We start from the raw sequence: 16,415 nt of genomic DNA on the forward strand, positions 1-16,415 counted from the left end.
TTCAGCTAAATCTATGAGGCGATACGCTTGCTTGAGGCACCGCCGGAGGTGGAAAACTTGGAAACAACCCCATGGCCAGCCGATGGAGCGGCGACTGAATAGCCTAAGATGCAAGTCGGCCACCCTTCTGGCAATTTGCCGTTTTGAACTGGAAAAATTGCCAGCCCGACTATATCGTCAGTTCTTAAGAACTTTGCTAATAGATCATATTTGATTAAATTACTGTCTTCAACTGTCGATAGGTTGCTGGTGACTGTCGCTCTACTGTTTTCTGCCAGCCAAGTTTTCACATTTGCTTCGGTACATTCAGTCAAAACCTTAAGGTCGGCTACGTCGCCCAACAGGTCACCAGTATTGTTGAGCCACCTTTGAATTGAACTTTCCGCTGCAATCGACCCCTGAAAAACATTGCCGACCACGTGCGCCGGCACCTCGATTATATAAACGTCCGAATTGCGAAGAACCTTGTTTGCAAGCGCTGAATCAAGGAATTTATAGGTCGCGTCATTGAACCAATTCTTAGCATGCACTTGACCGACGACCCCCTTACTCTTGGAAAACTGTTTCAGACTTGGCTTGCCAGTTTCAAGATTAACCTTCACGTCATCTTCACCAAACTGATCGATCAGCCTTTGGATCGCGGAACTGCCCAGGATGCTATCAATTGGATGGATGTTGTTGGATATCTGTCCTGTAAAGTCGTGCATCGGTTGGCCATCAGGGGTTTCAATCTGTAGCGGAATCACGTCTTCACCATTCGCGGCGACCTTTGGCAGATCAACAAAGAACTCCGTCCCTTGCTTTTCTTTACTCACAAAATATACGCGGCCTTGGTGCTTGCCGATGATCTCTCTTACAATCGAAAGACCCAAACCAGACCCACCTTTTGAACGGGTATCGGAACTGTCGGCCTGCACGAACCGTTCGAATATCGTGCCGTGCAAATGTTGTGGGATCCCCACGCCAAAATCCCTAACGCTGAGCCTGAGCATGTTGTCCTTTTCGACCAGTGACACGAAAATCTCGTCGCCCTTTTGGGAAAACTTTGAAGCGTTAGAAATCAGGTTATCCATGACGCGGGCCAGACTGTCAGGGTTACCATAAGCAAGCAAAGGGGCGTCAATGTTTACGTCGATCCGGCGCACGTTGACGCCTAAATTTCCAGAGTAGATACTATTGGCTTCCAAGGCCTGGTTCACCAATGAACTCAGGTCGAAAACCTCCATTTTCAAGTCCATTTTCTTCGCATCGAACTTTTCGATATCAAGAATATCGTTGATCAGCTTGATCAGCCGGTCGCAATTGAGGGTCGCGATTTTTACAAGTTTGCCCATCTTTTCCGGAACGTGACCGACTGCATTTGACCCGATGATCCCCAACGCACCCTTGATTGACGTGAGCGGCGTACGCAATTCATGGCTGATCGTTGCAATGAATTCTTTCTTTGCGCGCTCCGCTACCTTTCGCTCCGTAATGTCACGATAGATCACAATGAACCTCGGCTCGTCCCCCGGCGGCGTCGCATATTCCAAGTTAATCTCAAAGGTGACGCCGGTCTTGGCCTCCACTTCCCATGTGGCACGACCAGACCCCTTTTCGACCAGGTCCAAACAGCGCTCTTTAAACTCCTCGAACCTTTCGGAGTTAAGGAAGTCGGAAACCTTCTTGCCTTTCCAACTGCCTTTCACGCTGCCATTTATTAAAATTTCCTGTGCTGCTGCGTTCACATAAGACAATTCATAGGTTTTGGGCCGAACGACGATGACCAGGTCCTGAAGCAGCTCAAGAGTATTGTTAAAGCGTGTCTCGGAAATACCCTCGCGGGTTTTGGTGACATCCGACGCCACCATGGCGATTTCGACCATTTCCTGGCTGGGGTTTTGCACCTGAATAAATGTGCACTCGAGCCAGACCGGCTTGCCGTTTCTGTTCAAAAACTGCTGCACGCCTTTCCATGTGCGACGTTTGGATACCATCGATCCGATTTCTTCATCAAAGGCGGCCTTGTTTTCCGGCACCAGAAAGTCGCTCAACGCGTGCTGGATCAGTTGGTTACGCTTCAGGCCCATCACATCTTGGAATTGTTCATTCACGTGGGTGATAACGCCGTCATGCGACAACATGCAGAAGACAGAGTGGGCCTCCACCGCAGTTCTGTAAAACTCCTTTGAACGCAGCTCGGACGCCAGTACGTTCCTGCGCTCTTCAGCAAGCCGCGCACTCTTAACAAGTTCTCTTACAAGAAAAACAAAAGAACCGATGATAAGGGCGGCAACAGCGATGGCGATCCATTTATATCGTTCAAGGATATTGGTCGCGGCAAGCTGCATTTGGCTTTCATAGGGACGCGCCCCGAGGGCCATCAATAGCTTGCGCACCTGCTGGTAATTTTGTGGGGCCTGCCAGACAACTCCGCCCATCGCTTTGGATTCAGCGGTTTGGCCGTTGATCTGCAAAAGGGATTCAATCGTAATGGCCATCGCTTCCTCGGATAGGCTTGGAAGCGCGGCCAGAACCGACCCTGGAAAAATCGGGGTACTCACCCAGAACGGATAATCGGCATGTTTAATAGCCGAGATTGGCCGTAATTCATCAAGTTCCAACCGCCCTTCGCGGGCTAGTTTTTCAAGAACACCGGCACGAATAACGCCAACATCCACAAGCCCGGACTGAACCGCCGAAACGACCTCCAGCTGATTGCCGCCGGAGAATATGGCCGTTTGTAATACAGATGCTTCGTCAATCCCTTGCGCGCGAAACTGTTGAACGGCCAACTTCCAGCCAATAAAATCGCTTCGATCGATGCCCATAATTCGCTGACCAACGGCATCAGACAATGTCTTGATATTGCTATCTTGGCGCGTAAAAATCACAGCACCGGTCTTGTCATAGCTTTTTCCGTCCCACACCTGCGCGATCGACGATAAAGCCCGCGCGCCCATCTCTTCTTCGGCGGCAACGAAACCGGCAGCATCGGTGAAAATCAGGTCAAACCCTGATGTCTCTTCAGCCGTGTAGTTTGACTGTGCGAAATATGGTTCGATCTTGAAACGGTAATTCAGCCCCCGATCCCGCGCTGAGGCATCCAGAAATTCCTTGGTCAGCTTCCAGTCTTCCAGAGCGCGTGTAACACCCTCTGAGGCGCTGACCCCAATCGTAAGTTCGGCTATTTCAGAAGGATCATTCGTTACCTCTTGAGACTGCAAAGGCCCGATTGAAGTAATAATAATGCTCAGGGCGAGAAAAAATAATCTGAATACTTGCCCGAGCTTGGACCGCAGGCCTACCAAATCTTGGGCAGCTCTATCGCAATCTAAGCATCGTCTCGATAGCATTTTCGTACCCAAGAATATTGATTTTGCCGATCACACCGCAGGACAGGCTCGTCACAGTAGTTAAAACGTTAATTTACGTTTATGGCAAATGTTTGACGACGGAAACAATGACGTTTCAGAGCCAGCATTGTATCATTAACACGATCTGTGCCCGAAATACCCTTCTGCAAGGGAACTCCCTTCAGTGTAAAGGGCACTATCACGAGGCCTGTCCATTCAACCGCCCGTAAAAACTGCGCTCCAGATGCAACTCCCCTGCCCCGGCTTTTTCAACCATCCCGCGCAGATAGCCCCCCGGAGAAACCACTTCGCCCGTGCAGTGTTTTTCGAACACAAGAACAAGGGCTGCTGTCGCCACTTGCTTGCCCAACTGGTCCTGCGCCACGTGCCATGCGTGTTCTGAAATACCAATCATTGGCCTGAGCTGACCCGCCACGCGGTGAACGTCAGACCAATCCTTGAGGTATCCACCCATATCCTGAGCCCATGATGCGAATTCTGGACAGGCTTGCATGACCGTTGGCAGATCAAGAGAGGTAGCGCGTAATTTATGCGTTTTGGCTGCCCAATCCTCCGTAACCATCTCGGTTTTGTAATCACCCATTGTGTTTATCACGGCATCAGCCATGTTTTCTTTATCTAGGCGGTTACTAATTACAGGTTTAAGTTTATTTGTAATTAGTATGTCAGGTTCAAAAATGACCTCCGTGGGGTTCATTTTATGTGTTTTCTCAGGTGTTTCTGACTTAATTATCGTGAAGTTATCAACAGCCTCAATCACCTCGGTTTCTTCGAAAATGGTCCGCTCAACACGGGCTTGAAGGGCTCTGAACCACGCAAGAAGCTGCTGCAATGCATCAGATGCCGTTGGGCGCCGAGGGAGCTTGCTGAGCAGCTCTTCGAAAAGATTTGTAAGTTGCGTCCATGGGCCGCTGTAGCCCCGTGACAGGGCAGCGTCGATTTGTGCGCGGATCATCCGACGGGAAACGGTAATCTGGCGCTTGAGGCGTTGGCAAAGCTCGCGTTCGGCGCGCAACTCCATATACAACTGCTCGAACTCTTCGACACGCGCCGAAAGCGGTGCCAGATCGAAACCATAGGCTTCGATGATGACACCATCCGCGTCCCTACGCCCCCAGCGTTTGCCATTTGGGCTATCCTTGAAAGCAATGACACCGGCTTCCGCAAGGCGCCTGGAGTGCCGTTTCAGCGCTGACAGTGAGAACCCCGTTTGGTCCATCAGATAAGCGTTAGAGGCCCAGACAATCGGGCGCCTGCCCTCTTCCCAGTCCTGAGCCTGTGTAAATGCCCCCAGCGTATCCAAAAGCATCATATCGCCGGCCTTCAGCCCGATATGTGCTCCTACACGTTTTACCGCGACGAATGCCTTTGATTTGGATGCAGAAATCTGTTCACCGGCTTGGGCAAATTGCGCTGCAACCCCAAGACCCGGTGTCGGCTTGCGCCAACCTGACTGTTTCATACCTGTGTCTCACCTCCATATATGTGGAGGCAAAAGAAATCCGTTCACCAAATCGGTGTTGCTTTGTTGACAGCGATTCGCGGGAGAGGTATCTATCAGGTGTTCAAATTGATTAGATCAGCTCTCAGGCCGCTTGGTTTGGGGGCTTTTCTTTTGCCTTTAGTTCACTCGATCTTCTCCTGTTTTGACGAGAGAAATGCTTGATAGAGGCCATCAAGGTTTTCAGCGAGATAATCACCGAATTCCGAGGCATCTGTTGATGTCAGTGAAACGCTGAACGCTTTGCCAGACTTCCCCAAAACACCTTTTATCCGTCCGCCATTGGCGGTCCAGGTCCGCTTTTGCGGGCCCGCGCGTTTCGCTTTATTCCGAACCACCCTGCCCTTTTCAGAGAGTTTGCTCAGAAGAAGCTCGAATCGCGCGTCACTGTGCAACTCGGCAAAGCTGGGCTCTGCCACCAATTGCTGCGTCAACTTTATGTTTTCCGGCTCAGACATCAATTTCTTGAAGCCTTCCCAACGGTCCCGACCGATCTGTTTTGCCGGGCCAACGGCATCGATGATGTCGTTAGGGATTTGCTGCGCGACGGACAACATCCGCGACAGCAGCGTGCCATCTACAGTCAGCGCAGACATAATGACATCTTTTGGCTGACCAATTTCTAACAGGCTTCTGGCAAAAACTGCCTTCTCTACGAACGACAGATCGGCCCGTGCTGTGTTTTCGTGGCCTTGTGCAAGGATATGCGCAACATCATCCATTGGCTTGACAACAGCACGGACCATACGCCCCAGCTCTGCGGCAGCACGTACGCGTCGGTGGCCAAAAACGACCATGAAACGTCCAGGGGTTTCTGGATGCGGGCGCAACAGCACAGGTGTGTCTTGTTGCCCTTTTGCGATAGACGCCTTGAGCTCTTGAAACGCGTCGTCATCCAGCCCGAGCCGGTCGCTGACAAAAGAGCTGTCGATTAGGTTTGGGGCGATTTCAACAATCGTTTCGCCCTCCATCATCCGGCGCGCATCTTCCGCAAGACTGTCGATGGACACTTTCATAGACTTTGAGGCACCGCGCATCGCGTAATTTGTGCGACTGCCATCGCGCGCCTTATCGCCGGCTGGATCCATTACACTTTTCAAGAGATCTTTACGCGCCATGATGTCCCTCCAAATCGGTTCCCCAGAGGCAATGTTTGATCGAAATTCTAAAATCTGCACGGCTGTCAAAAACGCTCATTATGGGCGCCCCCAAGCTTCGTGAATGAGATCGGCAATTTCATCATTAACAGCGTTAAGAGAATCCATCGCACGGTCATAGGTCGCACGCACGAACTGAGACCGCTCCACCTCGTAAAGGGTTTGTTTGGTGATGCCCGCGTCAGATATCGCCGTAGATTTGACCATATGAGATTGCAGCATTTGTCCGGGGAACATGGCTTGCATGAAGCCGACCATTTGCTTCTGCGGGCTGTCCGTTGGTTCAAACCGTGTCACCAGATAGCGGAACCATTTGAGGTTCATCTGGGCTCCCGCATCGCGGATCGTCTTCATGATCCCGCCCAACATCAAAAGGAACTGGCTCATCGACATGACGTCCAGCATTTGCGGATGAACGGTAATCAATACCGAACTCGATGCAGTCAGCGCCGTAAGAGTCAAATACCCCAGCTGTGGAGGGCAATCGATAACGACGATATCGTATCGGTCATCTACCTCCTTCAGGGCTTCGGATATCCGGGTAAAAAACGCGCGGCCAGCCTGAGGGTCTTTGCTCGTTAATGCGACGGGCGTATCGTATTCGTACTCCTGCAAATCTAGGCTTGCAGGGACGATGTCAAGGTTTGGGATATTTGTGTTGCGGATGACTTCCGAGATCGGGCGCCGCTCTCCATCATAGCGCAATGTCTCATAGAGAGAGGGGACTTCATCGAGCTCCGGCTGGATACCGTGAAGCGCCGTAAGCGATGCTTGAGGATCCAGATCAATCGCCAGAACCCGGTGGCCGCGCAAGGCAAGGTGCTGGGCAAGGTGCGCAGCGGTTGTGGTCTTTCCCGAGCCGCCCTTGAAGTTCACTACTGACACGACGTGCATATCTTCGCCGTCCTGGCGATGCGGCACATACCGCTTCTTTCCGGAACGCCCATGCTTGTCGAGATAGGCTCTCAATTCAAGCATTTGCTCTGCGGAATATGTCCGCCGTCCTGACGGTGACGTCGTTGGCTCAGGGCCTTTGCCTTCAAGGTGGAGTTTCTTGATGTTTGATTGAGTGACCCCGAGGAAGTATGCGACTTCAGCCAGGCTGAACTGGCGTAGACTCTTTTGTGCGTTGGGGGGATACTGCTCCATACGCAACATATTGAGCCTGTCAGAAATCAGTTCCCCTTGCTCGAGAATGATCTCGTCGAAAGGTTTTGGAGCCTCGTTCTTCTCAAATTTTTGCATACTGACTGCCCGCTCTTATCAAATATCGCTTTTAGCGCGATTTCACTTACACAAGTGTCACTAAAGGGGATTTTCGAGTCGGGCAACAAGTTTTCATCCCGGGACGCCAGACAGTGTAAATATTGTAGGGAGCCCCACATCTTGTGGCGCGCCGATGTTGTGGCGCAATTTCAGCATACGCACTGCCTGAGGTTAAGGCGGGAATAACAAGCCAGCACCATCTAAGATACTGGTATTAATTCATTTATTAGATTTGCACGGCTGTCAAACTGCAGCGTTCGGACCATTCTGCTGAATTTTGGCCGGCTAGGAGGTGGTATCAGCCCGATGATTGGTCCGTTTGGTCGTCAGAGTGAGTTTAAATACAAAGATCTCGCAATCCGCAGGTGGGACCGAGGAAAAAATGTGCGGTTCGCGGAATGCTCTCCCGGCGATTCTCTTTCGCAAACAGAGCGGTTCACCCGATCTCAGAACCTTCCGATAGACCCTCCCAGGATCACAGATCACCTCCATCCCGCAATTTTTTGTCTGCTTCTTTGAAGCGGAGGCGAGCCATGGTAAACAGGCGCATGCCATTTCGGTTTATAATCCTACCGACATCATTTTGACCGTAGCGTTGCGGTTGAGCCAGAAATCGTCCGCAGATAATTTGCTTTCAATGAGGCAGTCGAAGAGGGTTCATGACAATGCCAGCCCAGACAACCCCATCGAAATCAAAGTCCCGCAGCCTTCGTCAGGTTCACCCTAAACCTGTCTCTGCGCCGCTGGTACCTGCGGGTCATCTCAGCCGATGCATGGCCAAGGTGCTTCTGGATGTAGCGCTCGTCGACCTCTGCACTCGAAGCCAGACCCGCCCGCAAGCTATGCCCCGAGAACAGGGCAAGCCGATCTTTCTCGGACAGATCACTACGGATGCCCGCGTCCAATACAGTTTGTTTGATCAGCCGTGCGACGTGTTTGTCAGAGAGGCGCGCATCGAGGGCGCGCTTGTTGTCACGGGTGGTCCGGCGGAAGAGGGGGCCAAAGTCGATCTTGGCGAACTGCAGCCATTGCTCCAGCGCATGGACTGGGCAGGTTTGATCCGACGATCCCCGGCCAATCTCGACCTCGCGCCAGCCGGTTTTTCCGCGCAGGAACAAGACCGCGCCGTTATCTTCGATCTCGACCCAGCCACCGCTATCTGGCGTATCATCGCGGCTATGATCAAGGCTGACAATCTCGGAGCGACGTAGCCCACCCGCATAGCCAATCAGCAGGATCGCACGGTCCCGCAATCCGCGCAGATCGAAGGGCAGGGTGGCGATCATCGCACGGATATCCTCCGCCAGCACCGCTTCTTTCTGAACGGGCGGCCGCGCGTGCTTGCGCCGGATGCCAGCCAGAACAGTCGCGATATGCCGGTCCTTTCGATCAAGCGTAAAGCCGCGCTGCTGGTAGTGCCAGGCAAGGCCAGACAGGCGGCGCTCGATGGTCGATACCGACAGCGGTCGTGCTGGACGGGCAGGGGCCTCGGTGTCGGGCGCTGCACAGTTCGCAATGTAGAGCCCGATCAGTTCCGGGCTGGGGGGCAGCGCGTTTGCGCCGCGCCTGCGACACCAACGCGTAAAATGCGCCCAGTCTTTAGCATACGCCTTATTCGTGTTCTCAGCCGTTGCCTGACGTGCATAATCGCGCGCTGTATCTACAAGGCGGTCGAGAGGACCCGACCCCGCTACATCGTTAGGCAGGCTCAAGCGCTCATCAGTAGACGGAAGCGCATCGTTTGCTTCATCGGGCCTAGGTATATTCAGGCGTGATTTGTCGTTGTTTTCTGTCATGCTGCTGAACATACCCGTTATGTCCGATAATGCAAACTTATTGGACATAGCGAGGTCATGCAGGGCGGGGCGGTTGTGTCACTATATACTGGCTAAAAGCGCCGCCCAAGGTTAGGCTTCGCATATGAAACACGCGCTAACCCCACTTGATGCGGACAAAGAGACATTACCCCCGATGCCGGGGTGGGTCACCTCTGCCCGCAATGAATCTCTTGAAGATGTGGCGTTTTTGTCAGGTGCGGCGCTTGGCCACCTGCATCTTGTGGTGACGCGGGCGGACGTCCCCCAAAGCTTGTTACGCGAGCGGTTGGCACTGCGCGCTGCAGAGGCCTGTGTGGCCCAGTCGGGACGGCCAGAGCGGGCCGCAGACCTGCGCGATGCGGTACATCTGCTGCGCCCCGACGATCTGCCCGGCCCCGCGGGGGAGATTTATCAGCACTGGCGACAGGCGATCGAACGACCGGTCTCTGTCACCGCGCTGCACCGTGCCTTACCGACCTATTCTGAGACCGAGCTTAAGGTATGGCTCGGCAGACCTGGCGCGGGGCAGGGTGGCCCGGTGGGGCGTGCGTCATCCGTGTTTGAGGCGGTGATGTCGGATCATCCGCGCGCGGAGCATGTGGCGCTCCTTCTGGCGGATGCAGCGCTGGCGCAGGCCTTGGGATGGCACTATGCGGTGCCGTTGCTGGGGGTCGGGCTTACACCGCGCGATCTGCGCAAGACCGGTGATGATCTGCGGCGCGCCTGTCACCGCGCTGTCGTGGCATCGGCCATTGAGACAACCCGGATGGCGGCTGATCTGGCGCGGCGCGCGGCGCGTCTTCACGCGGTGGCTCCCAGGCTGCGCGCCAAGGGGGCAGGGGAGGCGGTTGAGATGTTTCTGACCCGCGATGCCGTGGCTCCGTCTGCCTTGCCGTTGCCGGATCGGGCGGCGCGGCGGCTGTGCGATCGGCTGGTGGCCTTGGGTGCGCTGCGCGAAGTGACGGGGCGCGACAGTTTCCGCCTCTACGGAGTGTGAATATGGCAAAACACCACCCCGCTGACCTGGACCGCGCCCTTGCCGATCTGTCGCCAGAGCAGCGCTGGCGCATATGGATGCGCAGGATCGAAGCGGTGCTGTTCGCGAGTTCTGCACCGGTGCCGCGCGCGGATCTGGCGCGGGTAGTGGGGGATGCTTCGGTTGATCTGCTGATCGAGGATCTCGCCGCCGACCTGGAAGGGCGGGCGTTCGAGGTTGCCCGCGTTGCCGACGGGTGGATTTTGCGCACCCGCGCCGTCTACGCGCCCGCGATCCGCGCGGCAGCAGAGGTGGGTAATCAGGATCTTGACCTGAGCGAATTTGACACCGCGGTGCTGGCCGCCATTGCCTATCATCAGCCAATCACGCGCGACGGATTGATAGACATTTTCGGCAAGGAGATCAGCCGCGATCTGATCGGACGGCTGAACGGTCTGGGTCTGATCGGGACGGGCCCCCGCAGCCCCCGCCGCGGCGCGCCCTACACCTTTGTCACAACCGACCGGTTCCTGGTGGCCTTCGGGTTGGAGAGCCTGCGGGATTTGCCGGACAAGGAGCAATTGCAAGATGCGGGAATCGCGCTGTAGTAGGGCAGGTCTGCCGTGGTATCATACGAAATACGCCTGCTAGCCCTGACTTCCAAACGACGGCGAGACTTCAGTCTTGATCGGGGCGGATCAGTCCTTCGGCATACTCATAGCAGAACGAAGCGTTTGCTATGACCTCGCCTATCTTCTGAAAATTAAGAATATCAAGACGCAGGCACTCGGCCAGCGGAATAAAAGACTTGTGTTCTAGCCCACGCATACGAGGCAAGGCGCTTGCTTTGGCACCATGTCCGAAAATCAGCCGGAAAGGGAAAGAACCAGAAAAATTTACGCCAGATCCAACAAAACACACCGGCCAACTGATTGATTGGATGTGCAAAAGGTTGACGCAAAGCAAACATATTTTTTACCTCAATTTAATTTATCGACTTCAGAAAGGTGACTACTTAAAGAGTGAGGGGCTGAACATGGCCACTGTGACCGGCGGAACCGGCGACGATACATTGACCGGTACGACGGGCGCGGACAGCATCCAAGGCAACGGCGGCAACGACTCTCTGCGTGGCCTTTCCGGCAATGATACGATTGCGGGAGGCACCGGGAACGACACCATCTATGGCGGGCAAAAGGGTCCGCCAAGCTACACGGCGGTCAATAACGGGCAGACAATTAACGGGACCACCGGCCAGGACTATTTCCGTTGGGCCGCCGAAGATGGCTCCATTGCGACCATCCGTCTTGATGACGGGGGCGGTAGCGACAATGATGGTGACAATGTCGCGGATTACGTGCTGGTCGGGACGACGAACACGACCAATACCCTTGCCTTGCGTGGATTCGACTATGGCACGGACAAGATCGTCCTGCAGGAAAACTACACCGGCATCACATCTTCGGTCACTCAGCATTCGCCGACCACCTACGGCGTTATTTACACAGTCACATATGCAAACGGGAACACGCAAACCTTCAATATCGAACTGAACGGAACAGGCACGATCAGCCCCGATCAGATATTTACGACGACGCAGCCGACGGTCAGTGACGACGACAGTCTTTCCGGTGGTGATGACGCCGATACCTTCGTGATCGAGGATGACTTTGGCAACGATACCATCGTCGGGGGCGAGGGCGGGACTGATTACGACACGATGGACCTGTTGGCTCTGACGGGTCCGGTCACGGTGACATATACCGGCGCCGAGGCCGGGACGATCACCTATGGCACGAACACAATCACATTCTCCGAGATTGAGCATCTGGTACTGACCGAGCAGGCGGACACAGTCGATGGCTCTGCCGACACCGCAGGCATGTACATCGAAGCCCGGGGCGGCAACGACTACATTCTCGGCGGCGCGGGCAATGACAGCCTGCGAGGCGAGGACGGCAACGATACGCTGTCCGGCCAGGCGGGCGACGATTCGGTTGCGGGCGGGGCGGGCGACGATCTGATCTATACCGGATATGGTGCCGACACGGTCTGGGGCGATTCCGGATCGGATCGGTTCGTCATCGACGATGGGGACGGGTCGGTGACGGTCTATGCCAGCGACGAAGGCGGCGACACCGATACGCTGGACTTCAATACCGGTGCTGCAACGAATGGGGTCATTGTCAGTTTCGGTGGATGGGAATTCGGCACGTTCAATTTCGACGGGACGACCGGCACCTTCTACGAGATCGAGGCCGTTTCGGGAACGGATCTGGCCGATAGTCTAGATGCGTCCGCTGATATGTCGGGGCTCGAACTGTCCGGTGCGGCGGGTGACGACACGGTTCTGGGCGGAATCGGCGATGACGTTATCGATGGCGGCACCGGTGACGATACCATCGCAGGCGGGCAGGGCAACGACACGATTACCGGCGGTGATGGCAGCGACACGTTCAGCTATGCCGCAGGCGACGGCATAGACACGATCACCGATTTCAACACCGGCAACACGGGCACGCTGAATGACGGTGACAGCACCAACAACGATTTCATCAATCTGTCGGCTTTCTATGATGACATCTGGGAATTGCACGCCGACCAAGCCGATGATGGCATTCTAAACCAGTCCAACGACGGGATCGGCGGTGCCGACTACTCTAACAATGCGAGCTTTGGCACCGGCGGCCTTATCTTTTCAGGGGCCAGCGCGGATAGTCCCAGTTTCACCTCCGAAAACACCGGTGTTGTCTGCTTTACGACCGGTACTGCCATTCGCACACCGCGCGGTGATGTCCTGATCGAAGACCTTCGGGTCGGCGATCTGGTGATCACGGCCGACAATGGTCCGCAACCCATCCGCTGGATCGGCACACGGCAACTGGATCACGAGGCCCTGCGCGCTGCGCCAAACCTCAGGCCGATCCTGATCAAGGCAGATGCCTTGGGCAACGTGCGGTCATTGTTCGTCTCTCCGCAGCATTCCATGATGGTTGGCGAAAGCAATCTGGTGCGCGCGAAACATCTTGCCGAATATATGCCGGGCGTGCGCATCGCCAGCGGCAAGCGGTCGGTCTGCTACGTCCATCTGATGTTCGACGCCCATCAGATCATTTTTGCCGAAAACGCCCTGTCGGAGAGTTTTTATCCCGGACCGATGAGTCTCAAGATGATGGGGCATGAGCCTCGAACGGAGCTGCTATCGCTGTTCCCCGATCTTCGGGCAGACCCGAGCTTGCGCGCTTTTCCGGCAAGCTGGTACGGCGGGCCTGCCCGCGCGGTGATCAGACGGCGCGGCTTGGCCGTCCTGTTTTAAACGCATCGTCTGAATTTCATTTCGGGTAGGGCCGGTTCCGAACTGCAGATGATCGGTGCAGCAACGCCCCGTTTATCGATAGTTTGATGGGCGACACTTCGGTGCCCAGCGACGAAATCGCTGCTTGAGTAGTGCGCACCGAAAGCCCCCCATTGGCCAAGTGCAAGAAAAAGCAGCGTCACGAAACGTGTCAGCGATCATCGTTCAATCGGATATTGGCACTGGGGTCAGACACTGGTCTAAGATCATCTTAGTGAATTCCCGCACTGCCCCTGAAACGGTAGCGGCTCGGAAGCCCTTTGATCAAGCAATAGAGACGATTATGAAAGCACGCGCATTTGCCGACAAAGCTTCAGGGCTTCTTCTTTGCGCGATGACGGTGCTTGTGATCTGCAATGAATGGGGGGTGGCCAAGTGGAGTGAACCTCTCAAGCTGGTTCTCGTACTGAGTTTGGTCGCGATCCTGACATCTCAGGTGCGATTGTCGCGCAAGGCTTTCGTTCTGGTGGGGCTGATTTTGAGTATTGCGCTGGCGGTCACGAACCGTGACTGGCTTGATATTGTCGTAAAAGGCCTGAGTACCGCTGCGTTTATCGGTGCGTTTTTTGCGGCGCTTTCGACGCTCAGAACTGTTGCCCAGACGTCTCCTGCTATCCAACGGGCAGGAACATTTCTGGCCGAGCAAAAGCCGGGCCGTCGCTATGCCGCGCTGACGCTTGGGGGGCAAGCATTCGCCTTGTTGCTGAACTATGGTTCCATTCAACTTCTGGGTACATTGGCGATGGCAAATGCGAAAAGTGAACCCGATGCCGAAATTCGCGGGCATCGTATCAGGCGGATGTTGCTGGCCATCCAACGCGGCTTTGTCTCATCTTTACCGTGGTCACCGCTTTCGTTTGCGATGGCAATTACCATAAGTGTCATTCCGAATACCACATGGACGCAGGTCTTGGTCCCGGGGCTCATGACGGCATTCATTCTGGCTGGCATCGGCTGGGGTCTGGATACTGTATTCAAGCCGCATTTGGCGGTAACGCCAACCCGAACAGAGCCGACCGGAACTTGGTCCACGATGTTACCGTTGCTCGCGCTTTTGACGGTTCTGGTGGTCGGCGTTGTCAGTTTGCACGAAGTTTCGGATGCGCGGATCGTTGGTTTGGTGGCCGTTTTGGTGCCCTCTATCGCCTTGGTCTGGATGCTGATCCAGCACTGGTCTGATGCCCCGTTTGCCAGTACCGGGGCCCAAATCAAAAGCTATGTTCTAGTGGAACTACCCGGATATCGTGGTGAGCTGATTTTGCTGATGATGGCCGGTTATATTGGCACTGTTGGTTCGCAGTTGTTGGGGCCTTTGATGCTCAAAGCAGGGTTGGATCTTTCAACGGTGCCGCCTTGGATCATCTTGGTTGCCTTTGTTTGGATTATTCCGCTGGCGGGTCAGATTGGCATGAACCCGATCCTTGCCGTTACGCTGATCGCACCTTTGATACCTGACGCGGCCAGTCTGGGTGTGCAACCCACGGCGCTTGTGGTTGCACTGACGGCGGGGTGGGCGCTGAGCGGCGCAAGTTCGCCTTTCACGGCAACCACGCTGCTTATTGGTTCATTCGCTGGGATCAGTGCGCTTCGTGTGGGGCTGGTCTGGAACGGTGCATATACGCTGATCTGTGGTGTCGCGTTGTCGGCGTGGGTATTGATCTACGCGTTTGTGATCTAGTTTCTAGGTGTCTCAGGGCTTTGTCAGGTTATGTCCCAACGCTTTGATATGGAACTGATACGGTAGCATCAGACCACGAATTCACCTACGCAGCCAACCCAGAGGCTATGGGCCTCTGTTCGTGTTCGGCGCGAATGCACAAGGATTTCGAGCGTGTATCCGTTGCCATCGACCGCACGCCAGAGCCAGTGCTTCTTCCCGCGGATCGGGATCACAACTTCGTCCCGGGTGCTACTTGTCGGCGGGCTGAGGTCGATTACGTCGGATCTTGGCCGCAATTGGTGTTCCAAATTCCGCTACCCAATCTCGGATCGTCTGATGGCTGACCGTAATGCTGCGTGCTGCCAACAAATCCTCAACGTCCCGCAGGCTGAGGGCGAAACGGTGGTAGGCCCAAACGGCAAATCCGATGACCCAACGTTGAAAGCAGGGGAGTAGGCCAGCTTGCAGAGACAGTCCCTTACCATTGCTACGGCTTCGTGAGAGGGCGTGGTGTTCGTCATGAGTTATCCTTCCTAGTGTGACACCAAAAAGTTATGCGCCGAAAGGGGCCGTTGATACGGGTCCGGGGATGTTATCCACATATACGGCTTGGATCAGGCCTGATGAGAGCAGGGTTTCCCAGAAAAGTGCAGTTTTGTGCTGAGGTTTCGGGAAAACGTGGCGCATGTGGACTGCCACGCCATGCCTGTAGGAAATAGTTTTTCGCGGAAAGTCTAAAGTGCCTGTCATTCCGGGAGCATCGGCAAGATCGATCACAGGATCGAATAGGGGACCGCGCGTGATTGAGCGCCGTGTGTGGCGGACGGGACTGATTAAAGAATTTCCGATGGGCTCGCAATCCCCTTAGAAAACGTCCCTGCGGTGCAATTCGCGATCGCTTTTCTGCCTTCGTGGGCGAGTTTTGTCACAGAAAATCGGTCTTTTCGTCGCTATTTCCAGAGAAATATCGCTTTTATTCAATGAATTCAATCGTGTAACAGAATTCGGCATGTGTCACACGTTAAGTGACACTCGTAAGCCATTGATTTAACTAAGATATATCTCTTAATCTATCTATGTCACAGAATTTATATAAATGTATTAACGTACGCACACACATGCGCACGCACACACACACAAGGACACTCATTCGGGTGTGACACGTGACACAAGCTAACTCATTGTTTTCATTTAATAGTCATGTCACAGCCTTCTGAATTACAAAAAATCTGTGACAGTTTCAGCCTGGTCTACCCCTCTTACCGATCCGTCCGGCCTGACCGAGACAGGTTTTCTACCTCAACTGTTCACGGCTTCGAAGCAGGGG

The 16,415-nt window shown here is 54.6% G+C and carries 9 protein-coding genes and 1 pseudogene; 4 read left to right on the top strand and 6 right to left on the bottom strand.

The window, feature by feature from the left end; all coding sequences use genetic code 11:
• Nucleotides 1–11: 11 nt before the first annotated feature.
• From ACSQ13_RS00755 to ACSQ13_RS00775, 5 genes are all read right to left on the bottom strand, one after another.
• A complete protein-coding gene (locus ACSQ13_RS00755; RefSeq protein WP_295512618.1) occupies nt 12–3,290 on the bottom strand; it encodes an ATP-binding protein in 3,279 nt (1,092 codons plus the stop codon).
• A 244-nt stretch (nt 3,291–3,534) separates the two neighbouring features.
• Nucleotides 3,535–4,818 (bottom strand): plasmid replication protein RepC, encoded by a 1,284-nt coding sequence (repC, locus tag ACSQ13_RS00760; protein WP_295512617.1) that lies wholly within the window; start codon nt 4,816–4,818, stop codon nt 3,535–3,537.
• 164 nt (nt 4,819–4,982) lie between these two features.
• The gene (gene repB, locus ACSQ13_RS00765; protein ID WP_295512615.1) at nt 4,983–5,975 is read right to left on the bottom strand and encodes a plasmid partitioning protein RepB; all 993 of its coding nucleotides are present in this window, start codon (nt 5,973–5,975) and stop codon (nt 4,983–4,985) included.
• A 78-nt stretch (nt 5,976–6,053) separates the two neighbouring features.
• Nucleotides 6,054–7,259 carry a plasmid partitioning protein RepA gene (gene repA / locus ACSQ13_RS00770; RefSeq protein ID WP_295512613.1) on the bottom strand — a complete coding sequence of 402 codons (1,206 nt, stop codon included), beginning with the start codon at nt 7,257–7,259 and terminating at the stop codon, nt 6,054–6,056.
• 713 nt (nt 7,260–7,972) lie between these two features.
• Nucleotides 7,973–9,088, bottom strand: a complete 1,116-nt coding sequence (locus ACSQ13_RS00775; RefSeq protein ID WP_295512685.1) for a tyrosine-type recombinase/integrase — start codon at nt 9,086–9,088, stop codon at nt 7,973–7,975.
• Between the two features lie 112 nt (nt 9,089–9,200).
• Between ACSQ13_RS00775 and ACSQ13_RS00780 the strand changes: the two genes are divergently transcribed.
• The 4 genes from ACSQ13_RS00780 to ACSQ13_RS00795 all read left to right on the top strand — a co-directional run bounded on the left by ACSQ13_RS00780 (nt 9,201) and on the right by ACSQ13_RS00795 (nt 15,106).
• Nucleotides 9,201–10,094 (top strand): DUF1403 family protein, encoded by an 894-nt coding sequence (locus ACSQ13_RS00780; RefSeq protein WP_295512611.1) that lies wholly within the window; start codon nt 9,201–9,203, stop codon nt 10,092–10,094.
• Between the two features lie 2 nt (nt 10,095–10,096).
• Complete coding sequence (gene scpB / locus ACSQ13_RS00785) at nt 10,097–10,681, top strand: SMC-Scp complex subunit ScpB (protein ID WP_295512610.1); 585 nt, start codon at nt 10,097–10,099, stop codon at nt 10,679–10,681.
• A gap of 428 nt (nt 10,682–11,109) precedes the next feature.
• Nucleotides 11,110–13,389: a Hint domain-containing protein gene (locus ACSQ13_RS00790; protein ID WP_295512609.1), complete on the top strand. Its 2,280-nt coding sequence runs from the start codon at nt 11,110–11,112 to the stop codon at nt 13,387–13,389.
• 187 nt (nt 13,390–13,576) lie between these two features.
• Nucleotides 13,577–15,106 carry a hypothetical protein gene (locus ACSQ13_RS00795; protein ID WP_435988058.1) on the top strand — a complete coding sequence of 510 codons (1,530 nt, stop codon included), beginning with the start codon at nt 13,577–13,579 and terminating at the stop codon, nt 15,104–15,106.
• A 125-nt stretch (nt 15,107–15,231) separates the two neighbouring features.
• On the opposite strand, the pseudogene ACSQ13_RS00800 reads toward ACSQ13_RS00795, so the two are convergent.
• Nucleotides 15,232–15,562, bottom strand: a pseudogene (locus ACSQ13_RS00800) (DDE-type integrase/transposase/recombinase); the annotation flags it as partial.
• Between the last annotated feature and the right edge of the window lie 853 nt (nt 15,563–16,415).

The organism is Sulfitobacter sp. SH22 (assembly GCF_965641905.1).
Lineage (GTDB): Bacteria > Pseudomonadota > Alphaproteobacteria > Rhodobacterales > Rhodobacteraceae > Sulfitobacter.